Source organism: Roseovarius maritimus (genome assembly GCF_043355895.2).
GTDB classification, from domain to species: domain Bacteria; phylum Pseudomonadota; class Alphaproteobacteria; order Rhodobacterales; family Rhodobacteraceae; genus Roseovarius; species Roseovarius maritimus.
This window is the reverse complement of record NZ_JBHFPF020000006.1, coordinates 47,786-72,049: the sequence shown is the minus strand read 5'-3', so window position 1 is coordinate 72,049 and position 24,264 is coordinate 47,786. Positions and strand designations below refer to the sequence as shown.

Annotated in this window: 24 protein-coding genes; 9 read left to right on the top strand and 15 right to left on the bottom strand. The window is 64.2% G+C overall.

What is annotated here, in order from left to right; genetic code table 11:
- Nucleotides 1-29: 29 nt before the first annotated feature.
- The 4 genes from ACEWPM_RS12330 to ACEWPM_RS12315 all read left to right on the top strand — a co-directional run bounded on the left by ACEWPM_RS12330 (nucleotide 30) and on the right by ACEWPM_RS12315 (nucleotide 2,956).
- Nucleotides 30-473, top strand: a complete 444-nt coding sequence (locus ACEWPM_RS12330) for a MaoC family dehydratase (RefSeq protein ID WP_393962579.1) — start codon at nucleotides 30-32, stop codon at nucleotides 471-473.
- 61 nt (nucleotides 474-534) lie between these two features.
- Entirely contained in the window at nucleotides 535-1,464 is a 930-nt protein-coding gene (locus tag ACEWPM_RS12325) for a bifunctional riboflavin kinase/FAD synthetase (RefSeq protein WP_393962580.1), read from the top strand.
- Complete coding sequence (locus ACEWPM_RS12320; RefSeq protein WP_393930382.1) at nucleotides 1,461-1,916, top strand: YcgN family cysteine cluster protein; 456 nt, start codon at nucleotides 1,461-1,463, stop codon at nucleotides 1,914-1,916. The genes ACEWPM_RS12325 and ACEWPM_RS12320 overlap by 4 nt, the downstream gene beginning before the upstream one ends.
- Complete coding sequence (locus ACEWPM_RS12315) at nucleotides 1,916-2,956, top strand: threonine aldolase family protein (protein WP_393962581.1); 1,041 nt, start codon at nucleotides 1,916-1,918, stop codon at nucleotides 2,954-2,956. Before ACEWPM_RS12320 ends, ACEWPM_RS12315 begins: the two co-directional genes overlap by 1 nt.
- 11 nt (nucleotides 2,957-2,967) lie before the next feature.
- Here the strand turns inward: ACEWPM_RS12315 and ACEWPM_RS12310 are convergent, their stop codons facing one another.
- Complete coding sequence (locus ACEWPM_RS12310) at nucleotides 2,968-3,780, bottom strand: alpha/beta fold hydrolase (RefSeq protein ID WP_393962639.1); 813 nt, start codon at nucleotides 3,778-3,780, stop codon at nucleotides 2,968-2,970.
- A gap of 172 nt (nucleotides 3,781-3,952) precedes the next feature.
- Between ACEWPM_RS12310 and ACEWPM_RS12305 the strand changes: the two genes are divergently transcribed.
- A complete protein-coding gene (locus ACEWPM_RS12305) occupies nucleotides 3,953-4,969 on the top strand; it encodes a ribose-phosphate pyrophosphokinase (protein WP_393962582.1) in 1,017 nt (338 codons plus the stop codon).
- 21 nt (nucleotides 4,970-4,990) lie between these two features.
- Here ACEWPM_RS12305 and ACEWPM_RS12300 read toward each other — a convergent pair whose 3' ends face one another.
- The 7 genes from ACEWPM_RS12300 to ACEWPM_RS12270 form a co-directional block, all read right to left on the bottom strand.
- Nucleotides 4,991-5,341 carry an H-type lectin domain-containing protein gene (locus ACEWPM_RS12300; RefSeq protein ID WP_393962583.1) on the bottom strand — a complete coding sequence of 117 codons (351 nt, stop codon included), beginning with the start codon at nucleotides 5,339-5,341 and terminating at the stop codon, nucleotides 4,991-4,993.
- A gap of 123 nt (nucleotides 5,342-5,464) precedes the next feature.
- The gene (locus tag ACEWPM_RS12295) at nucleotides 5,465-5,890 is read right to left on the bottom strand and encodes a F0F1 ATP synthase subunit epsilon (protein WP_393962584.1); all 426 of its coding nucleotides are present in this window, start codon (nucleotides 5,888-5,890) and stop codon (nucleotides 5,465-5,467) included.
- 69 nt (nucleotides 5,891-5,959) lie between these two features.
- Nucleotides 5,960-7,384: a F0F1 ATP synthase subunit beta gene (atpD, locus tag ACEWPM_RS12290; protein ID WP_393930393.1), complete on the bottom strand. Its 1,425-nt coding sequence runs from the start codon at nucleotides 7,382-7,384 to the stop codon at nucleotides 5,960-5,962.
- Between the two features lie 23 nt (nucleotides 7,385-7,407).
- Nucleotides 7,408-8,283: a F0F1 ATP synthase subunit gamma gene (locus tag ACEWPM_RS12285; RefSeq protein WP_393962585.1), complete on the bottom strand. Its 876-nt coding sequence runs from the start codon at nucleotides 8,281-8,283 to the stop codon at nucleotides 7,408-7,410.
- Nucleotides 8,284-8,305: 22 nt separating this feature from the next.
- On the bottom strand, nucleotides 8,306-9,844 hold the full coding sequence (atpA, locus tag ACEWPM_RS12280; protein WP_393962586.1) for a F0F1 ATP synthase subunit alpha: 1,539 nt from the start codon (nucleotides 9,842-9,844) through the stop codon (nucleotides 8,306-8,308).
- Nucleotides 9,845-10,405: a F0F1 ATP synthase subunit delta gene (locus ACEWPM_RS12275; protein ID WP_393962587.1), complete on the bottom strand. Its 561-nt coding sequence runs from the start codon at nucleotides 10,403-10,405 to the stop codon at nucleotides 9,845-9,847. It abuts the gene before it with no gap.
- A gap of 359 nt (nucleotides 10,406-10,764) precedes the next feature.
- Nucleotides 10,765-11,511: a methyltransferase domain-containing protein gene (locus tag ACEWPM_RS12270; protein ID WP_393962588.1), complete on the bottom strand. Its 747-nt coding sequence runs from the start codon at nucleotides 11,509-11,511 to the stop codon at nucleotides 10,765-10,767.
- Nucleotides 11,512-11,631: 120 nt separating this feature from the next.
- Between ACEWPM_RS12270 and gloB the strand changes: the two genes are divergently transcribed.
- The 3 genes from gloB to ACEWPM_RS12255 all read left to right on the top strand — a co-directional run bounded on the left by gloB (nucleotide 11,632) and on the right by ACEWPM_RS12255 (nucleotide 15,857).
- Entirely contained in the window at nucleotides 11,632-12,399 is a 768-nt protein-coding gene (gloB, locus tag ACEWPM_RS12265) for a hydroxyacylglutathione hydrolase (protein WP_393962589.1), read from the top strand.
- A 159-nt stretch (nucleotides 12,400-12,558) separates the two neighbouring features.
- Nucleotides 12,559-14,883 carry an ATP-dependent Clp protease ATP-binding subunit ClpA gene (clpA, locus tag ACEWPM_RS12260; RefSeq protein ID WP_393962590.1) on the top strand — a complete coding sequence of 775 codons (2,325 nt, stop codon included), beginning with the start codon at nucleotides 12,559-12,561 and terminating at the stop codon, nucleotides 14,881-14,883.
- A complete protein-coding gene (locus tag ACEWPM_RS12255) occupies nucleotides 14,880-15,857 on the top strand; it encodes a M23 family metallopeptidase (RefSeq protein ID WP_393962591.1) in 978 nt (325 codons plus the stop codon). Before clpA ends, ACEWPM_RS12255 begins: the two co-directional genes overlap by 4 nt.
- On the opposite strand, the gene ACEWPM_RS12250 is transcribed toward ACEWPM_RS12255, so the two are convergent.
- The 3 genes from ACEWPM_RS12250 to ACEWPM_RS12240 form a co-directional block, all read right to left on the bottom strand.
- On the bottom strand, nucleotides 15,844-17,646 hold the full coding sequence (locus ACEWPM_RS12250) for a peptidoglycan -binding protein (protein ID WP_393962592.1): 1,803 nt from the start codon (nucleotides 17,644-17,646) through the stop codon (nucleotides 15,844-15,846). The genes ACEWPM_RS12255 and ACEWPM_RS12250 overlap by 14 nt on opposite strands.
- Nucleotides 17,647-17,649: 3 nt before the next feature.
- Nucleotides 17,650-18,876 carry a biopolymer transporter ExbB gene (locus ACEWPM_RS12245; protein WP_393962593.1) on the bottom strand — a complete coding sequence of 409 codons (1,227 nt, stop codon included), beginning with the start codon at nucleotides 18,874-18,876 and terminating at the stop codon, nucleotides 17,650-17,652.
- A gap of 67 nt (nucleotides 18,877-18,943) precedes the next feature.
- The gene (locus tag ACEWPM_RS12240) at nucleotides 18,944-19,474 is read right to left on the bottom strand and encodes a gamma-glutamylcyclotransferase (RefSeq protein ID WP_393962594.1); all 531 of its coding nucleotides are present in this window, start codon (nucleotides 19,472-19,474) and stop codon (nucleotides 18,944-18,946) included.
- 99 nt (nucleotides 19,475-19,573) lie between these two features.
- Here ACEWPM_RS12240 and ACEWPM_RS12235 point away from each other — a divergent pair, with 99 nt between their 5' ends.
- On the top strand, nucleotides 19,574-20,581 hold the full coding sequence (locus ACEWPM_RS12235) for a DUF2125 domain-containing protein (protein WP_393962595.1): 1,008 nt from the start codon (nucleotides 19,574-19,576) through the stop codon (nucleotides 20,579-20,581).
- A gap of 3 nt (nucleotides 20,582-20,584) precedes the next feature.
- On the opposite strand, the gene ACEWPM_RS12230 is transcribed toward ACEWPM_RS12235, so the two are convergent.
- From ACEWPM_RS12230 to rpsD, 4 genes are all read right to left on the bottom strand, one after another.
- Nucleotides 20,585-21,349: an extensin-like domain-containing protein gene (locus ACEWPM_RS12230; RefSeq protein WP_393962596.1), complete on the bottom strand. Its 765-nt coding sequence runs from the start codon at nucleotides 21,347-21,349 to the stop codon at nucleotides 20,585-20,587.
- Nucleotides 21,350-21,363: 14 nt separating this feature from the next.
- Nucleotides 21,364-22,281, bottom strand: coding sequence for a prephenate/arogenate dehydrogenase family protein (locus ACEWPM_RS12225; RefSeq protein ID WP_393962597.1), 918 nt, complete (start codon nucleotides 22,279-22,281; stop codon nucleotides 21,364-21,366).
- Nucleotides 22,278-23,363, bottom strand: a complete 1,086-nt coding sequence (gene hisC, locus ACEWPM_RS12220) for a histidinol-phosphate transaminase (RefSeq protein WP_393962598.1) — start codon at nucleotides 23,361-23,363, stop codon at nucleotides 22,278-22,280. Before hisC ends, ACEWPM_RS12225 begins: the two co-directional genes overlap by 4 nt.
- Nucleotides 23,364-23,494: 131 nt before the next feature.
- Complete coding sequence (gene rpsD / locus ACEWPM_RS12215) at nucleotides 23,495-24,115, bottom strand: 30S ribosomal protein S4 (protein WP_076534357.1); 621 nt, start codon at nucleotides 24,113-24,115, stop codon at nucleotides 23,495-23,497.
- Nucleotides 24,116-24,264: the final 149 nt, after the last annotated feature.

Below are 24,264 nucleotides of genomic sequence, written 5' to 3'. Positions count from 1 at the left end.
TTACCCACGCGACCACCCCGGAGGGCCTCATGTTGGACAATATGCCGCGCGGCACGATCTGCATCGAAGATATCGAAATGGGCATGACGCGCCATCTGCGCAAAGTCGTCACCGACCGCGATATCGAGATGTTCGCCGAGGTCTCGACCGACCGGAACCCGGTGCATCTGGATGATGACTATGCCCGCGACACGATTTTCGAGGGGCGTATCGCGCATGGGATGCTGACCGCCGGCCTGATCTCGGCCGTCATTGGCGAGCAGCTTCCCGGCCACGGCACCGTCTATATGGGCCAATCGCTGAAATTTCTCGCGCCCGTGCGCCCCGGCGACATGGTGACAGCCGAGGTCGAGGTGATCTCGATCGACCATGCCAAGCGGCGCGTCGGCCTTGATTGCCGCTGCATGGTGGACGGCAAGAAGGTGCTGATCGGCGAGGCGACCGTGATGGCCCCGTCGCGCAAGTTCGACTAGGGCGCGCAGCAGATCGCATCCCCGCTTGCGCAGGCGCATGGGGCGCGCTACGCCTCACCCCATGCGTATTTACCGTGACTACAAGGCCGTCCCGGCCACGGCCAAGGGCGCCAGCGCCCCGATCGGCAATTTCGACGGCGTGCATCTTGGCCACCAAGCGGTGATCGACCTTGCGCGTCATGTCGGGCGCGCTCCCTTGGGCGTCGTCACGTTCACCCCGCACCCGCGCGAATATTTTGCACCGGATGCACCGCCCTTTCGCCTGATGAATTCGGGCGCGCGCGCCAATCGGCTGGCCAAACTTGGCGTCGATACCCTGTTCGAGCTGCCGTTCGATGCGCATATGGCCGCGCTCAGCCCTCGCGCCTTCGCGCAGGAGGTGATCGCCGATGGTCTCGGCCTTGCCCATGTGGTTGTGGGCCGCGACTTCTGCTTTGGCAAGGGGCGCGCGGGCACGGCGGATATGCTGAAAGAGTTTGGCGCCGAGATGGGGTTTGACGTGACCCTGTCGGATCTGGTCGCCGGCCCCGATGGCGCGGTCAGTTCGACCGCGATCCGCACGGCGCTGGGCGATGGGCGCCCGCGCGACGCCGCCGCGATGCTGGGACATTGGCACCGGATCGAGGGCACGGTAGTCGGCGGGCACAAACGCGGCCGCGATCTGGGCTACCCTACAGCCAACATGTCGATCGAGGGGCTGCACCCGCCGCGCTTCGGCGTCTATGCCGTGTTGGTCGATGTGCTGAATGGCCCGCATGAGGGCCTCTATCACGGCGCCGCCTCCCTGGGCGTGCGGCCCATGTTCGACGGCGAGCAGGCAAATCTGGAAACGTTCCTCTTTGATTTTTCCGGCGATCTATATGGCGCGGACCTCTCCGTCGCGCTGGTCGACTATCTGCGTCCCGAGGCAAAGTTCGACAGTCTCGAGGCGTTTATCGCCCAGATGGATGCCGATTGCGTTCGCGCGCGCGATCTGCTGGACGCCTTATGAGCGCCCCGCTGCGCCCCCGCTACTGGGAGGATACCCCCCTCACCCGCATGACGCGCCCCGAATGGGAGGCGCTTTGCGATGGGTGCGGCAAATGCTGCATGAACAAGCTGGAGGACGAGGATACTGGCGAGGTCGTGATGACCCGCGTCGCCTGCCGCCTTTTCGACGACACCACCTGCCAATGCGCGCAATACCCGATTCGCCACCAGTTCGTGCCGGAATGCATCGTGCTGAAGCCGACGAACATGGACGCCAACCTCTACTGGATGCCGGAAACCTGCGCCTACAAATTGCTTTGGCAGGGCAAGAAACTCTATGACTGGCATCCGCTGATCTCGGGCGATCCGCAATCGGTGCATGACGCGGGCGTGTCCATGCAAAGCCGCACGGTGCCCGAATTCGAAATCGACGAAGACGACTGGGAAGATCATATTATCGAGGAGCCGACCTGATGTATTTTGCCTCTGACAACACCGGACCGATGCACCCTGCAGTGGCGCAGGCGATGGTGGCTGCCGATACCGGGTATCACCCCAGCTATGGCGCGGATGCCATCATGGACGGTGTGCGCGACCAGATCCGCAACCTCTTTGATGCGCCCGAGGCGGCAGTCTATCTGGTCGCCACCGGCACGGCGGCCAATGCGCTGGCGCTGGCGACAATGGCGAAACCGTGGGATGCGGTCTTCTGCACGCCGCTGGCACATATCAACGTCGATGAGTGCCACGCGCCCGAATTCTACACCGGCGGCGCCAAGCTGAGCCTTGTGGGCGAGGGCGACAAGATGACGCCCGATCAGCTGCGCGCCCGCATCGAGGGTTGGGGCAAGGGCGATGTGCACACCTCGCAGCGCGGGCCTGTGCAGCTGACTCAAGTCACTGAAATGGGACGGCTATATACGCTGGACGAGCTGCGCGGGTTGACCGGGGTAGCGCAAGACTATGGCCTTCCCACCTTCATGGACGGCGCGCGTTTTGCCAATGCGCTGGCCGCACTTGATTGCACCCCCGCCGAGATGACTTGGAAGGCGGGCATCAACGCGCTCAGCCTTGGCGGTACGAAAAATGGCTGCGCAGGTGTCGAGGCGGTGATCTTCTTCGATCCGTCACATTCGTGGGAATTCGAGCTGCGGCGCAAGCGCGGCGCGCATCTTTTCTCCAAGCACCGCTATCTGTCCGCCCAGATGCAGGGTTACCTGACGGATGGCGTTTGGCTGGAGGCGGCGCGCGCGGCCAATGCCAATGCGGCGCGACTGGCGGCTGGCCTGCGCGACGTACCGGGCCTTGCGTTCGTCGAAGAGCCAGAGGCGAACATGATCTTTGCCACCCTGCCCCGCCGCGATCACCAGAGGCTCAAGGCGGGCGGCGCGGTCTATGGCCTTTGGGGTGACCTGGAAGGCGACCCCGAGGAGCGCATCATGATGCGCCTCGTCTGCGACTGGTCGATGACGCATGAGTTGATCGACGAATTTCTGGCACTCGCAAAGAGCTAGCGCGCGGCGTCTCACACTTCGCGCAGGAACCGCAGCACCTCGGCGCTGACCTGCGCGGGATGCGTCGCCACCGACATGTGTCCGGCCCCGCCGATCACGCTGCGCCGGGCGCGGGGCAGACGGGCGGCCAGCGCCCCGTTGATGTGAGGAATGATCGCGGGCGCCTCGCTGCCTTCCAGCAGCAGTACGGGAATATCGACAGCCTCCAGCGCGCCGGGCGCCAGAAGCCCGCCGATATCGTCGACAAGCGCCGGGCCAGCCGCCGCAATCAGCGGCATCTGAGCGGCCATGCGCGCCTGAGCCTCCGGCACGAAGCTCTCCCACGGGCGCCCGCCGCCCCAGGCGCCGATGAACCCTTGCGCCGCCATCGCCAGATCTCCCACCGCCATCCCGGCCTCGAACCCACTCATTTCCTCAACCCCACTCGCAAACAGCTTGGGCGCGGCCTGAAGGGCGGCGGCGAAAAAAACCGGCTCGATCATCACGAGGCTGCGCACCAGATCAGGCCGTGTCATCGCCAGCCTGAGCCCGACGACGCCGCCGAAACTGTGCCCGATCACATCCATCGGAGCGCCGCGACGAGCGAAATCCGCTGCGATGCCTGCGCAGACCTCGCTCATCTCGCCGCGCGCATCCCAGTCATCGCTGCGTCCGTGGCCAGGTAGATCGAACGCCGTCATGGTCAGTGCCCCCGACATCTCGCGCGCCATACCGCCCCAGATCGCCGTTTCCGCCAGACTGCAGTGAATCATCAGCGCCGGACGCGGTCCCTGCCCGAACGTCGTCCAATAGGTGGGAAAGCCGCCAAACGTGCCGCGCGGCATCTCAGACACGGCCCCCGCGGCGATCTATGCAAAAAGATGCAGCAACGGCCATGTTTTCGTCCCCCTCGCGGCTTCGGCAGCTTTGCCAGACCCTACGCCCATGCTAAGCGGTGTCAACGCGGCGAATCCGTCAACGGCCTCCGCCGCTCCAGCCATCCAGGGGACCCCAGCCATGTCATCCACGTCAGAGCCGAAACTGATTTCGGGCAATGCCAACATGCCGCTGGCCACCGCCATCGCGCGGCGCATGTCGATGCACCGGGGCGTCAATGTCGGCCTCGTCGACGCGCGGGTCGAGCGGTTCAACGACGGCGAGATCTTCGTCGAAGTTTTCGAGAATGTGCGCGGCGAGGACATGTTCATCATCCAGCCCACCTCGAACCCGGCGAATGACAACCTCATGGAGCTTTTAATCATGGCCGACGCCCTGCGCCGGTCCTCGGCGGCGCGCATCACCGCCGTCATTCCCTATTTCGGCTACGCCCGGCAGGATCGCCGCTCGAAGGCACGCACGCCCATCTCTGCCAAGCTGGTGGCGAACATGCTGGTCGAGGCCGGGATCGAGCGAGTTCTGACGATGGACCTGCACGCGGCGCAGATCCAGGGCTTTTTCGACATTCCTGTGGACAACCTTTATGCTTCGCCGGTCTTTGCCCTCGACATCATGAAGCAGTTCAAGGGCAGCATGGATGACGTTATGATCGTCTCGCCCGATGTGGGCGGTGTTGCCCGCGCGCGCGAGTTGGCCAAGCGGATCACCGCGCCCCTCAGCATCGTGGACAAGCGCCGCGAGAAAGCGGGCGAAGTGGCCGAGATGACCATTATTGGCGACGTTGCCGGCAAAAAATGCATCATCGTGGACGACATGTGCGACACGGCCGGCACGCTTTGCAAAGCGGCCGAAGTGCTGATGGAGAATGGCGCCTCCGAGGTGCATGCCTACACGACGCACGGTGTCATGTCCGGCCCCGCGGTTGAGCGGATCACCAACTCGGTGCTGAAATCCATGGTCATCACCGACACGATCGCGCCCAGCGAAGCGGTCCGCAACACGCCCAATATCCGCATCATCCCGACGGCGCCGGTCTTTGCGCAGGCGATCCTGAACATCTGGAACGGCACGTCGGTCTCGTCCCTGTTCGAGACGCCGACACTGGAGCCGGTTTATGAGGGGCAGTTCGGGAACTGATTGCGCCGCAGGAACGGGGCGTCAGTACAGGTCCCAGTCATCCTCGTGATAGACCTCGCCGATAGCCATCCAGCGCACCCGCGCGCGTGCAATGTGGGTATCGGCCCAAGTGCGGAATACCACCTCAAAGCCATCCTCGGTGATCTTCTCGGCGCTGACCTCGACCCGGGCGTTGGTGCCACTGTCGATATCCCACATGGACAGGGCGCAATGTACGGCAGGCAGATTGCGAAACTGCTCGGTAAAGCGGATCGAATGGCGGCGCGTGCGCTCGCCCTCGCCCGTCCACATGGCGCCGCCCTTCTCGAAATCCGAGAAGAGGACAGTCTCGCCCTGATCGATCCCCATGAGTTTCGTGTCGATGCGCTTCATACTAACTTTGATCGTTACCCGCCGTCTTCGCCCTAACGGCGCATTCCGGCGAAACTATGATCCACGATAAAAAAAGGGCCCGCAAGATGCAGGCCCCTGAATCATTTGCCTGAGCCGGCGATATCAATAGGCACTGAGGCCCATATGCTCGCCCATGGCGACCATGTCCGACAGGAGCTTGGCCGCATCGTCGACGGGGCCGGGTTCGTTCTTGAACGTCTCGCGGGTCTTTTCCAGACGCGCTTTCGCATCTTCAACGAGGCCCTTGAAATGCTCTTGGGTCATATCGGCGCGCGGAATCGCCTGCTCGGCAAGGACCGAAACGCTGTCGCCATTGATTTCGGCAAAACCGCCGGTCACGGCATATTCCTGCTCGCCCTCGGAGGAGGTGACGCGCACGATGCCGGGGCGCAGCGTGGTGATAAGCGGCGAGTGGTCGGCCATGGCCGTCAGATCGCCCTCGGCGCCGGGGATCTGCACTTCGCGCGCCTGCACGGATGTCAGAAGGCGCTCGGGCGATACCAGATCGAATTGCACTGTGTCAGCCATGGATGGCCTCCTTCATTTGCGGATGTGCCGGACCGCCCGTGTCAAAAAATGGGCGGTCCGGCAGGTGCATTATGCAGCGTCGGATGCCATACGCTCGGCCTTGGCCTTCACGTCCTCGATGCCGCCCACCATGTAGAAGGCGCCTTCGGGCAGGTGATCGTACTCACCGGCAACCACGGCCTTGAAGGACGAGATCGTCTCTTCCAGCGGGACCTGGACACCGTCCGAGCCGGTGAAAACCTTGGCCACGTCGAAGGGCTGCGACAGGAAACGCTGGATTTTCCGGGCACGCGCCACGGTCAGCTTGTCCTCTTCGCTCAGCTCGTCCATGCCGAGGATCGCGATGATGTCCTGCAGCGACTTGTAGCGCTGAAGGATACCCTGCACGTCACGGGCCACCTGGTAATGCTCTTCGCCGACGACCGAGGGGTCCATCAGGCGCGAGGTCGAGTCGAGCGGGTCCACGGCGGGGTAGATGCCCAGCTCGGAGATGGCGCGCGACAGAACGGTCGTGGCATCGAGGTGCGCAAACGAGGTCGCAGGTGCAGGGTCGGTCAGGTCGTCCGCGGGAACGTAGACGGCCTGCACCGAGGTGATCGAGCCCTTGTTGGTCGAGGTGATCCGCTCCTGCATCTGGCCCATGTCGGTGGCCAGCGTCGGCTGGTAGCCCACAGCCGAAGGAATACGGCCCAACAGGGCGGACACTTCGGAGCCTGCCTGCGTGAAGCGGAAGATGTTGTCGACGAAGAACAGAACGTCCGTGCCCGACTGGTCGCGGAACTGCTCGGCCAGCGTCAGGCCGGTCAGGGCCACACGCATACGCGCGCCCGGGGGCTCGTTCATCTGGCCGTAAACCAGCGCCACTTTGGACTCTTCGAGGTTGTCGGGAACGATAACGCCCGATTCGATCATCTCGTGGTAAAGGTCGTTGCCTTCGCGCGTCCGCTCGCCCACACCGGCGAAAACCGAGAAGCCCGAGTGCACTTTGGCGATGTTGTTGATCAGTTCCATGATGAGAACCGTCTTGCCCACGCCGGCACCGCCGAAGAGGCCGATCTTGCCGCCCTTGGCGTAGGGCGCCAGCAGATCGACGACCTTGATGCCGGTCACGAGGACGGTCGACTCGGTCGACTGGTCCGCGAAGGGAGGCGCATCGTTGTGGATCGAGCGGGTTTCCTCGCGCGAGACGTCGCCGCCTTCGTCCACGGCCTCGCCCACCACGTTCATGATGCGGCCCAGCGTGGCGTTGCCCACGGGGATCGTGATCGGGCCGTCGGTGTCGGTCACTTCCTGGCCGCGCACCAGACCCTCGGTGGCGTCCATCGCGATGGTGCGCACGGTATTCTCGCCGAGATGCTGCGCAACCTCGAGAACGAGGCGCTTGCCGTTGTTGTCGGTGGTCAGGGCGTTCAGGATCTCGGGCAGGTGGTCGCCAAACTGAACGTCGACCACGGCGCCGATCACCTGAGTGATTTTGCCTTTTGCGTTTGCCATGTTTGCTGTCTCCGGTTCGTGTTCTAGAGCGCTTCCGCGCCCGAAATGATTTCAATCAGCTCGTTCGTGATCACGGCCTGACGCGAGCGGTTATACTCGATGGTCAGCTTGTCGATCATCTCGCCTGCATTGCGGGTGGCGTTGTCCATCGCGGACATGCGCGCGCCCTGTTCGGACGCCCCGTTTTCCAGCAGAGCGGCAAAGATCGCCGTGGCCACGCCGCGCGGCAGAAGATCGGCCAGGATGGCAGACTCGTCCGGCTCGTAGTCGTAGAAGGCGCCCGCATCTTCTTCCTCGGGCGCATCGAAATCGGCCGGGATGATCTGCTGCGCGGTCGGAATCTGCGTGACCACGTTCTCGAACTCCGAGAAATAGATCTTGGCCACGTCAAAATCGCCTTCGTCGAAACGGTTCAGCACTTCGGTCGCCACGCCTTGGGCATCGGCATAGCTGATGCGTTTGACGTCGCTGAAGTCGATGTGATGCACGAAATACTTGCCGTAGTCGCGGCGCATCGCATCACGGCCCTTTTTGCCGACGGTCATGATCTTGACGGTCTTGCCCTCGCTGATCAGCTTGGACGCTTCCTGCTTGGCCAGCTTGGCGATGTTGGCGTTGAAGCCACCGCAAAGCCCGCGCTCGGCCGTCATCACGATCAACAGATACGTGTCGTCCTTGCCCGTCCCGCTCAGCAGACGGGGCGCACCTTCGGATTTGCCGACCGATGCCGCGAGGCGCCCCATAACGGCGTTGAAACGCTCGGTATAGGGGCGCGCCTGCTCGGCAGCGTCCTGCGCGCGGCGAAGTTTCGCCGCGGCGACCATCTGCATGGCCTTGGTGATCTTGCGGGTCGATTTGACCGACTCGATCCTGTTCTTAAGGTCCTTGAGGCTTGGCATTGCCTTGCGTCCTTTCCCTTAATTAAGCGAAGTCGGCGGCAAATCCGTCGATCGCGGCCTTGATCTTGTCCTCGGCGTCCCCTTTGACTTTCGGGTCTTCCTTGGTGATCCAGTCCAGCAGGTCGGAATGCTTGCCGCGCAGATGCTTGAGCAAGCCCGCCTCGAAGCGGCCCACTTCCTTGACCGCGATCTTGTCCAGATAGCCCTTGGTGCCTGCATAGATGACGCAGACGATCTCGGCGTTGGTCAGCGGCGAATACTGCGGCTGCTTCATCAGCTCGGTCAGGCGCGCACCACGGTTCAGCAACTGCTGGGTGGCGGCGTCGAGGTCCGAGCCGAACTGGGCGAAGGCCGCCATTTCGCGGTACTGCGCCAGTTCCAGCTTGACCGGGCCCGCGACGGATTTCATCGCGTTGGTCTGGGCCGAGGAGCCGACACGGCTGACCGAGAGGCCGGTGTTCACAGCGGGACGAATGCCCTGATAGAACAGCTCGGTTTCAAGGAAGATCTGGCCGTCGGTGATCGAAATCACGTTGGTCGGAATAAAGGCCGACACGTCGCCGCCCTGCGTTTCGATGATCGGCAGAGCCGTCAGCGAGCCGCCGCCATTGTCCTCGTTCAGCTTGGCCGAACGCTCGAGCAGGCGGGAGTGCAGGTAGAACACGTCGCCGGGATAAGCTTCGCGGCCGGGCGGGCGGCGCAGAAGCAGCGACATCTGGCGGTAAGCCACGGCCTGCTTGGACAGGTCATCATAGACGATCAGGGCGTGACGGCCATTGTCGCGGAAATGCTCGGCCATCGCGGTCGCCGAATAGGGCGCGAGGAACTGCATCGGCGCAGGGTCGGACGCGGTCGCGGCAACGACGATCGAGTAGTCGATCGCGCCGGTCTCTTCCAGTTTTTTCACCAGCTGGGCCACGGTCGAACGCTTCTGGCCGATCGCGACATAGACGCAATAGAGCTTCTTGCTCTCGTCATCGCCGGCAGCGTCGTTGATCGACTTCTGGTTCAGCATCGTGTCGAGCGCGATGGCGGTCTTGCCGGTCTGGCGGTCACCGATGATCAACTCGCGCTGGCCACGGCCAACGGGGATCATGCTGTCGACGGCCTTGAGGCCGGTCGCCATGGGCTCGTGCACGGATTTACGCGGGATGATGCCCGGCGCCTTCACGTCGGCCAGGCCGCGCTCCTTGGTCTCGATGGGGCCCTTGCCGTCCAGCGGGTTGCCCAGGCCGTCAACGACGCGGCCCAGCAGCGCATCACCGATCGGCACGTCCACGATGGATTTGGTGCGCTTGACGGTGTCGCCTTCCTTGATGTCCCGGTCCGAGCCGAAGATCACGATGCCGACGTTGTCGGCCTCGAGGTTCAGCGCCATGCCCATGATCGAGCCCGGAAATTCGACCAACTCGCCAGCCTGGACGTTGTCCAGACCGTGCACGCGGGCGATGCCGTCACCGACAGACAGAACCCGGCCCACTTCGGCCACTTCGGCCTCCTGGCCGAAATTCTTGATCTGGTCCTTCAGGATTGCAGAAATCTCTGCCGCTTGGATACCCATTTATCCGACCTCTTTCATTGAATTCTGGAGCGATGCAAGCTTGGAGCGGATCGACGTGTCGATCATCTTCGAGCCCACCTTGACGATAAGACCGCCGATGAGACTTTCATCAACGGTCGCATTGATCTTGACGTCCTTGCCGACATTGGACTTGAGCGTTTTGGCCAGCTTGTCGGACTGCGCCTTGGTCAGCGCCTTGGCGCTGGTAACGTCAGCCTGCACTTCGCCCTTGTGGTCCGCAATCATCGCGCGCAACTGCACGACCACCTGGGGCACGGCGAACAGACGGCGCTTCTGCGCCATCAGGGCCAGCCCGCGCGAAAGTGCCGGCGTCAACTTGAGATGCTCGGAAATGGCGATGATGGCCTTTTCCTGCTCGCTGCGGCTGATGATGGGGCTGCTGATCATGTCACGCAGATCGTCGCTGGCATCCAGAGCCTCGGCCAGCTGGTCGACGCCGGTCTCCAGCTTGCCCAGTCGGTTGTTGTCTTGCGCGATCTCGAAGATCGCGGTCGCATAGCGTTCAGCGATACCCGAGGAAATCGAAGCTGGTTCGGACACGTCCACCCTTTCGACAATTAGGCCCCGGCGACAGACGCGGGTTTGCGTCTGAGGGGGCGTTGGCGAGCACTCAGCACTCTTATCATTGTAATCCGGCGTGGGTCTAGCAGAGCCTTCGCCACCTCGCAAGTTGCTATGGTTTTCGCGCGCTCGCATCAAAACCCCGTGAATTCAACAGGATAGGTGGCATGCGGCGCTTTGGCAGAAAAAATAGCCATCGAAATGGCGCATTTTGCGACCCGGGTGGCGAATCCGGCACATCGCTGTTTGCGCTAAACAGGTCAAAGTGGCGGTGGCAGGCCTCGCGCCCTCCTGCCGCGACTTTCCGTACCAGGTGAAATCAGGCGCAGCGCGCCCGGCTAGGCCTGCCCGGCCACCGGCTTTGGCTTGGGTGCCAGTGCACCCAAGGGGCTGCGCGCGCGCACCTTGAGGCCCGGCCCGCGCGGCGCCTGCACGCGCTTGGTCGCTTCGACCATCAGAACGCCGCCCGCAGCAATCACTGACAGATGGCCACCCAGACGCTCCCACATGCCTGCCGTCTTGCGCCAGAAGCGGCGCGTGCTGGGCGGCTGGTAGAGCGTGGTCAGATGACGCTCGGGCAGGAAGCTGTGCGACTTCAGCAGCGTCTCCAGCTGGGTCTGGCTGTAGGGCCGCCCCGACCCGAAAGGTGTACGATCGCTGCGCGACCAAAGCCCTGCACGGTTGGGCACCACGAACAATGCAGATCCCCCCGGACCCAGCACGCGCCAGCATTCATCCAGCAGATCCGCCGGCCGCTCGCTGGCCTCCAGACCGTGCATCACCAATAGCTTGTCGACATGGCCCGTCTCGATCGGCCAGAGCGTCTCTTCACACAGGACCGAGATGTTGGCCATCCGCTGTGGCCAGGCGATTACCCCTTGCGGGCCGGGCATCAGCGCGATCACACGCCGCGCGTCGGCAAGGTAGGGCCGCAGGAACGGCACAGCAAAGCCGAAGCCGACCACAGTCTGTCCCTTGGCCTCGGGCCAGACGGCGGCGATCTCGGCGCGCACGGTTTTCTGCACGGCGCGCCCGAGCGTGCTGCGATAATAGAAATTCCGTAACTCCTGCACGTCGACATGCATTGCGGTCGCGCCCTTGATCCGTCACGCTGGAGCCTAGCTTATGATGCGGGCTGGGAAAACCGTTGATAGGCCCGCCACCCGGCCTGCCATGCCAGGCCCAAAGACCGCGAGGTGCGACAGATGCCATTCGAAATCGCCACGATCCCCTGCCTGTCAGACAACTACGCCTTTCTGGCGCATGATCCCGGCACGGGAAAAACGCTCTGCGTCGATGTGCCCGAGGCCGGGCCGATCAAGGATGCCTTGGCGCAGCGCGACTGGACGCTGAGCCATGTTCTGCTCACGCATCATCACGCCGACCATGTTCAGGGGCTGGACGATCTGCTGGCGGACCATCCCGCCGAAGTGATCGGCGCGCGCGCCGATGCGCACCGCCTGCCCCCCCTCGATATCGCCGTGGCCGAAGGCGACGAGATCACCATCGGGTCTCAGACAGGCGATGTTCTGGATGTCAGCGGGCATACGGTGGGCCATATCGCCGTTCATTTCCCTGCCAGCCGCGCCGTGTTCACCGCAGACAGCCTCATGGCGCTGGGATGCGGTCGCCTCTTCGAAGGCACAGCCGATCAGATGTGGGCTTCGCTGAGCAAGCTTATGGCGCTACCATCCGAAACACTGGTCTATTCGGGCCATGAATACACGGCGAGTAACGCCAAATTCGCGCTGAGTGTTGATCCCGGCAATTCCGATCTTATATCGCGGGCATCACAAATAGAAACGGCCCGTTCCGAGGGCCGCCCCACCATTCCCTCAACCTTGGCCGAGGAATTGGCCACCAACCCGTTTCTGCGCGCCGCCGACCCGGACATCCGGGCGCATCTGGGCATGCAGGACGCGCCCGACGCCGCCGTCTTTGCCGAAATCCGCAAGCGCAAGGACGCCTTCTGAACCCGCCGCCCAAAACAGCACACAGCCACATTATTGCGGAAAAGTGACAGGCTTGTGCAAATAAAACCTTGAAGCGTGGCCGATATCGACCAAACTTTAAGAATATCAGGCCAAGGTTGCCGGCACACCGCCGCACCAGACAAGAAGGAGCACCAACACGTGCCTTCATTCTCGACCACACTGGAACAGGCAATTCACGCCGCACTGGCGCTGGCCAACGCACGCCAGCACGAATTCGCCACACTGGAACACCTCTTGCTCGCCCTCGTGGACGAGCCTGACGCCCACCGCGTGCTCAAGGCATGCAGCGTCGATTCCGAAGAGTTGCGCACTACCCTCGTCGAGTTCATCGATGATGAGCTCTCGAACCTCGTCACCGACATCGAAGGCTCCGAGGCGGTTCCCACTGCGGCATTCCAACGCGTCATCCAGCGCGCCGCGATCCATGTGCAATCCTCGGGCCGCACCGAAGTGACCGGCGCCAACGTGCTGGTCGCCATCTTTGCCGAGCGCGAGTCGAATGCCGCCTATTTCCTGCAGGAGCAGGACATGACGCGCTACGACGCCGTGAACTTCATCGCCCATGGCGTCGCCAAGGATCCCGCCTTTGGCGAGGCGCGGCCCGTGCAGGGCGCCGATGAGGACACTCAAGGCAGCACGCAGGAGTCGAGCGCGGTCGAGCCGGGCGAGTCTGCCCTGGCCAAATACTGCGTCGATCTGAACGAGAAATCGCGCACCGGCGATGTCGATCCGCTGATCGGCCGCGCCGCCGAGGTCGAGCGCTGCATCCAGGTGCTCTGCCGCCGGCGGAAGAACAACCCGATCCTCGTTGGTGATCCCGGCGTGGGCAAGACCGCCATCGCCGAGGGCCTCGCCTACAAGATCGTGCAGGGTCAGACGCCTGAAATCCTCTCGAAAACCACGATTTATTCGCTGGATATGGGCGCGCTCTTGGCCGGCACGCGCTATCGCGGCGACTTTGAGGAACGCCTGAAGGCAGTCGTGACCGAACTGGAGAACCATCCCGACGCGGTTCTCTTCATCGACGAGATTCACACCGTGATCGGCGCAGGCGCTACCTCGGGCGGCGCGATGGATGCGTCCAACCTGCTGAAGCCCGCCCTGCAGGGCGGCAAACTGCGTTGCATGGGCTCGACCACCTACAAGGAGTTCCGCCAGCACTTCGAGAAGGACCGCGCGCTCGCCCGCCGGTTCCAGAAGATCGACGTGGCCGAGCCGTCGGTCGATGACACGATCAAGATCCTCAAGGGCCTCAAGCCCTATTTCGAGGAACATCACAGCGTCAAGTATACCAATGACGCGATCAAGACCGCTGTCGACCTGGCCTCGCGCTATATCAATGACCGCAAGCTGCCCGACAAGGCGATTGACGTGATTGACGAGGCCGGTGCGGCGCAGCATCTGGTCGCTGCCTCCAAGCGCCGTAAAAGCATCGGCGTCAAGGAAATCGAGGCCGTTGTCGCAAAGATCGCCCGCATCCCGCCCAAGAACGTGTCGAAGGACGATGCGGCGGTGCTCAGGGACCTGGAAACCTCGCTCAAGCGCGTCGTTTTTGGCCAGGACGCGGCCATCGACGCGCTCTCGAGCGCGATCAAGCTGGCCCGCGCGGGCCTTCGCGAGCCAGAAAAGCCCATCGGTAACTACCTCTTCGCGGGTCCCACGGGCGTCGGTAAAACCGAGGTCGCGAACCAGTTGGCCGATGTTCTGGGTGTCGAGTTGATCCGTTTCGATATGTCGGAATACATGGAGAAACACGCGGTCAGCCGCCTTATCGGCGCACCTCCGGGCTATGTCGGCTTCGATCAGGGTGGCCTTCTGACGGATGGCGTCGATCAGCACCCGCATTGCGTGCTCTTGCTGGACGAAATCGAGAAGGCGCATCCGGATGTCTTCAACATCCTGTTGCAGGTGATGGACCACGGCACGCTGACGGATCACAATGGCCGCTCGGTCGATTTCCGCAATGTGGTGCTGATCATGACCTCGAATGCGGGTGCGTCCGAACTGGCGAAATCCGCCATCGGCTTTGGCCGGGACCGCCGCGAGGGCGAGGATACGGCAGCGATCGAGCGCACGTTCACGCCCGAATTCCGCAACCGTCTGGATGCTGTGATTTCCTTCGGCGCGCTGCCCAAGGAAGTGATCCTGCAAGTGGTTGAGAAGTTCGTGCTGCAACTTGAAGCGCAGCTGATGGACCGAAACGTCACGATTGAGCTCAGCACACCCGCCGCTGAATGGCTGGCCGACAAAGGCTATGACGACAAGATGGGTGCACGCCCTCTTGCCCGCGTCATTCAGGAGCACATCAAGAAGCCGCTGGCCGAGGAGCTTCTCTTTGGCAAGCTTGCGAAGGGCGGCGTCGTCAAGGTTGGCGTCAAGGACGGGCAGATCGACCTGCAGATCAGCGGCCCCGACACGCCGCGTCTGAGCGGGGGCAAGCCGCCGCTCCTGACGGCCGAGTGATACGCATCGCATCTCTTGCGGCGCTGGCCATGCTGGCCGGCGCCACAGATGCCCAGGACGCGCCGCGGCTGGGCTTGCCTGCCGATTGCGCCTTGGGCGACACGTGCTTCATCCAGCAATATCCGGACGCCGATCCCAGCCCCGCCGCGCAAGATTACATGTGCGGGGCGCTCAGCTATGACGGACACAAGGGCACCGATTTCGGCCTGCCGTCGCTTGCCGCGATGGAGGCCGGTGTGGATGTCTTCGCCTCCGCCCCCGGTACCGTGCGCGGCATGCGTGACGGGATGCCAGACCGCATTTTCAGCGCTGACATGGAGTCGGAGATGGCGGGGCGCGATTGCGGGAATGGCGTGGCCATCGATCACGGCAACGGCTGGGAGACGCAGTATTGCCACATGGCGGAAGGCTCGCTGATGGTGCGCACGGGCGATGTCGTCGAGCGCGGCACACCGCTGGGCCGCATTGGCCTGTCGGGGCGCACGCAGTTTCCGCATGTTCATATCAGCCTGCGCAAGGATGGCGAGACGGTCGATCCTTTCCGCCCCGAAGCGGGCTGTGGCGCAGTCGGGGCCGATCCGCTCTGGATCGATCTGCCGGCCTATCAGCCCGGAGGCCTTCTTGCCGCTGGTCTTTCGGTCACCGTCCCTGATTACGATGCGATCAAGGCGGGCACAGCAGCCATCGAGGCGCTGGCCACGGATGCACCGTCGCTGGTCGCGTGGGGCTATGGCTATGGCGCACGCAAGGGCGACACCATGCAACTGACCATCATCGGCCCCAACGGCGAGACGGTGTTCCAGCAAGAGGCCGCGATCGACAAGGCGCAAGCGCAATATTTCCGGGCAGCAGGCAAACGCGCCCGCACGCCGTGGCCCGAGGGCAGCTACACCGCCCGGGCCGAACTGCTACGAGACGGCACCGTCATCGACACCGCCGAGGGTACAGCGCAGACCGGCCCTATCTCTCGGTAAATTTCAGTTCGATCCGCCGGTTCTGCGCCCGCGCCTCCGCGCTATCCCCCTCCGCAACAGGCTGATACTGGCCAAAACCGTTCGCCGCCAGACGATCGGGCGGCACCCCCAGAAAATCGATCATGTAGCGCACAACCGACAGGGCGCGCGCCTGACTCAGCTCCCAATTGTCTGCGAATTCGGCCGAACCGATGATCGGCACGTCGTCCGTATGTCCATCCACACGGATCACCCAGTCGATGCCATCAGGGATGTCGCCCACGACCTTGCGCAGGATCTCGGCGACCTTGGCGATTTCGTTCTTGCCGGGATTCGACAGATCCGCCTTGCCCTGGTCGAACAGGACTTCGGAGGAAAAGACAAAGCGATCGCCCTCGATGCGCACTCCGTCCTGATTGCCGAGCACGTCGCGGAGACGACCGAAGAAATCCGAGCGGTACTTCTCCAGATCCTGCTTTTCAGCCTCAAGCAGGCGGTTCTTTTCTTCTTCAGCCTCGCGCCGGCGCTTTTCAGCCGCAGCGACCCGCGCCAGCGCGGCGTTCAAATCCTGGCCCAGCGATTGTAGCTGCACATCGCTCGCCGCCTCGCGCTCCTTCGCATCGTCAAGCAGCGCCTGAAGCTGGCCCAGCTGATCGCGCAGCGCCGCCACCTGCTGGTTCAGCAATTCCTGCTCGCGCTGCGCCTTTTCGGTTTGCGTCTCCTGCGCATTCAGCCGCTCGCGCGCCTCGGCCAAGAGGGCCGCGCGCTCTTCGGCGGCGCTCATCTGCTCTTCGGCCTCGTTTTCAGCGGCCAGCTTGGCGGCGAGGGCGGCGGCTAGCTGTTCCTGCACGTCGGCTTCGGTCAGGGCGCGGTCGGCCTTGAGCGCCGCCAGCTCGGCCTCCAGCGCGGCGATGCGCCCCTCGGCCGTCTCCAGATCGTTTACCAGCTTCTGCGCCTCGGCGCCTTCCACCTCGCGCGCGGCCAGCGCGGCGGCCAGCTGTGCCTCCAGATCCTGGCGCCCGTCACGGGCGGCGGCCAGCAGGGTCAGCGTCTCCTCGGCGCGGCGGCGCTGCTCTTCCAGAGCGAGGGTCATCGCCGTCAGTTCGGCCTGTGAGCCTTGCAGCCGCTCGCGCAGCGCCTCAGCAGCAGCGGCCTGCGCCAGGCGCGCGGCCTCGGCATCGCTCAGCTCGGCCTCCGTTTGCTCCAGCTGCGCCGCACTGCCTTCGGCCTCGGCACGCAGTTCGGCGGCCAGCGCCTCCAGCGCATCGCGCTGCGCGGCGGCGAGGCGGGCCGCCTCGGCCTCGGCATCGACCTCGTCGCGCAAATCGGCCAGCGCCAGTTGCAGCGCCTCCTTGTCCGAGATGAGCGTATCGCGCGCAGCCTCGAGGTCATCCACCCGGCCCAGCGCCGTATCCCGTTCGGCCAGAAGGCCCGCCACTTGCTCTTCAAAACTGGCGATGCGGGCGCTCGCCGCCTCGTTGGCTTCGGTTAGCGAGGCGATGAGCGCGGTCTGCTGGTCCTGCCGCTCGCGCGCATCCTCCAGCGTGGTCGTCAGCGCCCCGACCCGTTCACGCAGGGTCGCACTGCGGTCCTGCTCAAGCCCCAGCGCGCGCGACAGTGCCGCCACCTCGGACGAGAGCGTGTCCAGCTCGGTCTCCTGCCCCGTGATCGTCTCGCGCAGCGCGAACTGCACGACCATGAAGATCGTCAGCACGAACATCAGGACCAGTAGAAGCCCCGTCATCGCATCGACGAAACCCGGCCAGATCGACGACTGAAAGCGTTGCCCGGTGCGGCGCGACAGGGCCATGGATCAGCCCTCCCGCTCCGGCGTGTCGCGCGGGGTGGCAACAATGCCGGGCGCGGCACGATAGCTGCGGCGCGCACTGCGCGCGCCCATCAGAGCGGATTTCAGTCCGGCGATATCCATGCGCAATTCGCTGACGGCCTCTTGGCGCCCGGCGCTGATCTCTTCGAGGATGCGCAGCATCTGCACGTCGATCGAGCGCAGGCGCATCCGGCTTTCGGCATCGAGGCCCGTTTCGGAAGAGACCTCGCGCGCGGTCAGCGCCTCGATCAGTCGCTCCTGCCCATCCGCGACGCGGCCCAGTGCGGCGGTGGCGCCGGTACCGTCAGTTTGCTCGGCCAGCCGCGCGACGGCGGCGGTCAAGTCCGCCATCTGCTCGTCCGAGGCGGCGCGGGCGATATCCGATTGCGTCAGCATCTGCTGGAGCGATTCCATCTGCTCGCTCATCTGGTCGATAATGCCGGTCAAGAGCGCCTGTTCGCTGCTGCCATCCTCGGCACCGGCAAGGCCGACGCGGGTGATGGTCGACATCCACTCTTCCAGCTCGCGGTAGAACCGGTTCTGCCCATGCCCGGCAAAGAGCTCCAGCAGACCGACGATCAACGATCCGGCCAGGCCCAGGAGGGACGAGGCGAAGGCCACGCCCATCCCGCCGAGTTGCGATTGCAGGCCCGTCATCAGGCGGGTAAACACCTCGACTCCGCCTTCGCCCTCTTGCGGGGCAAGGCCTCGGATCGTCTCGACAAGCGCGGGCACGGTGGTGGCAAGGCCGTAAAATGTGCCCAGAAGGCCTAAGAAAATCAGCAGGTTGACGATGTAGCGCGTGATCTCACGCGCCTCGTCGATGCGCTGCGCCACCATATCCTGGATCGAGCGGGCCGAGGATTGCGAGATCTGCATCCGCTTGCCGCGCTGGCGCAAGAGCGTGGGCAAGGGCCCCAGAAGCAGCGGCGGCTTCACCCCATCGGCCCCCGGCACCTCACGCGCGAAATTCTCGATCCAGCGAACCGAACCGATCAGTTGAAAGACCTGCCAGAAGCAGGTGACCACGCCGATCAGGAAGACGAAGAAGATGAACCCGTTGAGATAGGGATTGGCCTCGAATACCGGCAAGACGCGCGGCAGCGCCATGAACGCGCCAAGGCCAGACAAGCCCAGCACCAGAAACATGGAAACGATCTGGCGCAACGGCTGTGAGAATTGCTGCTCGACCTCGCGGTCCGGCTTGTCCATGCGGACGCTCCAGGCACTTGTTTTCGCTCTGCTCACCCTACGCGGATTGCCCCGCCAAGCCAAGGCGTTAACCGCAAAGCGCCTGCACCCGCGCCGAGAGCCATTCCAGATCGCTGTCACTGATGCCAAGCTCGGCCAGATGGGCGGCGGTGTTGTGCAGATACTCGGTATTCGGCCCGCGCCCGCCGACGGCGCGCGCGATGATGCGGGCCTGCTCCTCTAGCGGAAGACCGCCACAATATTGCACGTGATGCGGGTCGATCACATAGGTCACCGCGCGGGCGATGCGCCCGTCGTCGAGCCGGATGTCCAGATCCCGCTCGAGATAGGCGGCGGAGATCAGTTCGCGCGCGCGCAGATATTCCAGCGTCTCGGCCTCCTGCCCTGCCCGCACGGCCAGCGCGACACCATGGCATTCTGCGCCATGCGCCTCATCCAGCGCGAGGACAAGGCCCGGCTCGTCCTCGGTGCCACGATGGTGGATCGAGCGCATACAGAAACTGCGCGCATAGCCCGGCAGGGTCGCGATGATCTGGTGATCCACCTCGAACCCCGGATTCCACACCAGCGAGCCGTAGCCGAACACCCACATCGTCATATTCTCGCCTCTCCTGTTGCTTTGGCCCTCGGGGCCATGGGCATCGCGCCGAAACACTCTATAAACACCTTTGCATTGAGGCGCAAAAGGGGTGCGAGCATGAGAGTTTTGCTGGCCATCTGTCTGGCATTGGCGGCGGCTTGGGCCGGTTACTGGTTCATCGGGTCGAGCGCCCTGAAATCCGGGTTGGCCGCCTGGTTTGACGCGCGCCGCGCCGAGGGGTGGGTTGCCGAGTACGGTGCGCTGCAGGTGCAGGGATTTCCCAGCCGGTTCGACACGAGCTTTACCGCCCTGCGGCTGGCCGATCCGGCCGCTGGCCTTGGCTGGCAGGCGCCATTCTTTCAGCTTTTGACGCTCAGCTATACGCCCAATCACGTGATCGCCGTCTGGCCGCACACGCAGAGCATCACCACGCCGGGCGGAGAGTTCATTCTGTCCAGCGCGGATATGCGCGCGTCGATGGTGGTTGCGCCCAGCACGGCCCTTGCCCTTCGGCGCGCCACATTGACCGGCGAAGCGCTGTCGCTGGCCCCCCATGCCGGCGCGGAAGGCGAGGCGCTGTCGGTGGCGGCGCTGCGCCTTGCGGCCGAGCGGATCGAGGACGGCAGCGCCGATGCGCGCTATCACCTGGGCCTTGCCGCCACGGACATGGCTCCGCCCGCCGCGCTGATGGCGCAACTGGAAGGCTCCAATTCGGTGCCCCGCGTCATTGACAGCGTGGCGGCCGATATCACGGTCGACTTCACCGCGCCATGGGATCGCTTTGCCATCGAGCGCGCGCGCCCGCAGCCCACCCGCATCGAGATCGCCCGCCTTGCCGTTACATGGGGCGCGATGTCGCTCGAGGCTTCCGGGGCGCTGGACGTTGACGCGCGCGGCCTGCCCGAAGGCGACATCACCCTCAAGGCGCGCGGCTGGCAGGACGCGCTGGAGATTGCGCGCAGCACGGGCGCGCTCACCCCCGACATGGCCGACACGGCCCAGGCGGCGCTGTCGATGATGGCGGGCGGCGATAGCGCGCTGGACATACCGCTGCGCCTCGGTGAGGGCCGCGTCTGGCTGGGACCGGTGCCCATCGCCCCTGCCCCGGTCCTGCGGCTTCAATAGCGCCTAGCGGCAGTAACTGCCGCTGCGATAGCGCGCAGTATCGAAGTGGAAATGATCAGCGTGGAACCGGTCGGACTCCGGGCCGAGGACAGTCCCGAAGGGTCCGCAGGCCGAGCGGTGCATCTGACTGAGGATCTGCCCCTTTTGCCCGCGGCCCCAATCGCTCAGCACCGTGAGCGTGCGCCCGTCGCGCAATTGAAACCCGGCAATGTCGATGGCGCGGCCCTTGCCATGTTCCGAAATCTTGGTACCGCGTTGGTTGTTGCGCGAGCGGCAAACGTAGTGCGCAGCAACCCTTAGCTGCGCGACTCCGCCTCCATAACCGCCGACCGCTGGCTTCATCCCGCCCGCGATCCAGGATTTGATCGCCCCCGCCGTGCGGCAATCCATCAACGCATGCTGGCTAAGTGCAACGCCGTCGATACTGCGCACCTTGACCGCGTCGTCGATCCCGCAGCCCGAGATGCGGCCCGGCACGCGGCCCACCTCCTCGCCCTGAATACCTGGATCACCGCAGACCATGCCGCGCGCGCGGGCCTCCTTGCGCTTTTGCGCCGCGCGTCCAATGGCAAGCGGGCGCGAAAGCGGACGGAGCGACGAACGAAGGCCACCGCTACCCTCCTTGATCTCCGCAGATGCGCCCATCGCGGCGCTTGCCTGGGGCATGCCTTGGGATATCTCCGGTGCATCGGGACGCGCAACGGGGCGCAGGGAGGTGTCAGGCGCAGCGGCAAAGGCGGTGCTGGCGGCGGCGATCACGGCGGCCATGATCGCAGCGCTCCTCATCCGCCGCGTGTCCGGCCGAAATCAGGCGCGTCGGTATCCTGCCCCGCCTCGATGATGCCACGCCGGATGGCGCGGGTACGGGTGAAATACTCGTGCAGATGATCGCCATCGCCGGTGCGGATCGCCCGCTGTAGCGCAAAGAGTTCCTCGGTGAAGCGGCCAAGGATCTCCAGCGTCGCCTCGCGGTTGTTCAGAAACACGTCGCGCCACATGGTCGGATCGCTGGCGGCGATCCGGGTGAAATCGCGAAAGCCGGCAGCAGAGTATTTGATGACCTCGCTATCGGTCACGCGCCCCAGATCATCGGCCACGCCGACCATCGTATAAGCGATGAGGTGCGGCGCGTGGCTGGTTACAGCCAGCACAAGATCGTGATGCTCCGCCTCCATCTCGTCTGTCAGCGCGCCCATGCCCTGCCAAAGCGCCTCGAGGCGCTCGACTGCCGCGCGGTCCGAGCCCTCCTGCGGCACGATCAGGCACCAGCGATTGTCGAAAAGTTCGGCAAAGCCCGAACGCGGACCGGAATGCTCGGTCCCTGCCAGCGGGTGCGCGGGCACGAAATGCACGCCTTGGGGCAGATGCGGGGCCACCGCGTCGATCACCGCGCGTTTGACCGAGCCGACATCGCTGACCGTCGCGCCGGGCTTCAGCCCCGGGGCGATCTCGGCGGCGACATCGCCCATGGCACCCACGGGCACGCAAAGCACCACCAGATCTGCGCCCTCGACAGCGGCAAGCGCGCTATCCTCAATCCGGTCGCAGAGGCCGATTTCGCGCGCGATGGCGCGCGTGGCTTCTGACCGGGCATAGCCGACAGTTTCGCCCGTCAGTCCTGCTCGGCGCATCGCCAGAGACATGGATCCGGCGATCAGCCCCAGACCGATCAACGCGACGCGGCCATAGATCTGGCTCATCGGGCCGTTGCCATGAATTGCCCCACGGCGTGCGCGACACGGCGGCAGCTGGCCTCGTCACCGACGGTGATGCGCAGGCAGTTGGGCAAGTTGTAGCCCGCCACGCGGCGCACGATCAGGCCCTCCGATTTCAGATGCTCGTCGCACGCCTCGGCCTCGGCCTGATTTGCAAAGCGGGCGAGGATGAAATTGGCCAGCGACGTGTCCGAGGGCACACCATGCTCGGCCAGCGCTTCGGCCAGCCAGGCGCGCCAGCGGGTGTTGCCCTCGCGGCATTTCTCGGCCCATTCGGTGTCGCGGATCGCCGCCTCGGCCGCGGCGAGTGCGGCGGAAGACAGGTTGAACGGGCCGCGCACGCGGGAGAGCACATTGATCACATGCTCGGGGCCATAGCCCCAACCGATGCGCAAACCGCCCAACCCGTAGAGCTTGGAAAAGGTGCGGGTCATCACGACGTTCGAGCGTGCCTCGACCAGCGCCGCGCCGCCATCATAGCCCTCGACATATTCGGCATAGGCGCCGTCCAGCACCAGCAGGACATGATCGGGCAGGCCCGCGGCAAGGCGGGCGACCTCGCCCTCGCCGACCATCGTGCCCGTTGGATTGTTCGGGTTGGCAATAAAGACCAGCTTGGTCGCAGGGGTGCAGGCGGCAAGGATCGCGTCGACATCCGTCACGCGCTCGCGTTCCGGCACCTCGACAGGCGTCGCGCCATTGGCCAATGCGCTGATGCGATACATGCCAAAGCCATGCTCGGTATGAATGACCTCATCGCCAGGGCCGGCATAGGCCTGGCAGAGAAAGGCGATGATTTCGTCACTACCATTTCCGCAAATGATGCGTTCGGGGTCGAGGCCATGCACCTCGGCAATCGCCTCGCGCAGTGCGGCGTGATCCGACGAGGGGTAGCGGTGCAGGTGGTAGGAGGCCTTGCGGAACGCCTCCTTCGCGGCCTCGCTGGGGCCGAAAGGGTTCTCGTTCGAGCTGAGCTTGACCACATTTGCGACACCCGGCACATGCGCGGCCCCGCCCTGGTAGAGCGTGATGTCCAGAATACCCGGCTGCGGTGTGATGTTGCTCATGCGACCCCCTCCAACGACGCCCGTTCTAGCCATGCCCACGTGACTTGACCAGCGCCAATGAGCGAAGGCCGCCCCGGTTTCCCGGTGCGGCCCTCACGTGTTGCATCTGTGCAGAATTAAGCGCGGTACGCTTAGTTCTGTGCGTAGAATTCGATGACGAGGTTCGGCTCCATCATCACCGGGTAAGGCACATCCGACAGGCCCGGTGTGCGCACGAAGGTGGCGGTCATCTTGGAGTGGTCGGCATCGACGTAATCAGGCACGTCGCGCTCTGCCAGTTGAACGGCCTCCAGAAGAACGGCCAATTGCTTGGAGCGGTCACGGACCTCGATGACGTCACCCTCTTTCACGCGGTAGGAGGGAATGTTGACGCGCTGGCCGTTCACCTTGACATGGCCGTGGTTCACGAACTGGCGTGCGGCAAACATGGTGGGCACGAACTTGGCGCGGTAGACGACGGCGTCGAGGCGGCGCTCAAGCAGGCCGATCAGATTCTCGCCGGTGTCACCCTTGACGCGGGCGGCCTCGGAATAGATGCGCTTGAACTGCTTTTCGGTCAGGTCTCCATAGTAACCCTTGAGCTTCTGCTTGGCGCGCAGCTGCAGACCGAAGTCGGAAATCTTGGCCTTGCGGCGCTGGCCGTGCTGGCCGGGGCCATATTCGCGGCGGTTGACGGGCGATTTGGGGCGGCCCCAGATGTTTTCGCCCATGCGGCGGTCGATCTTGTACTTGGCAGACGTGCGTTTGGTCACGGCTGATCTCCTTCTTTGCTTTATCGAAGGGCGTTGTCCTCTGGATTGCTCCCGACAGGCATCCCCTTGCGGGGGCCACCAACACCAATGAAGCCGCGCTTATATCCGGGATTTGCGCAGAGTCAACGGCCACTGCCAAAAGAGATTCC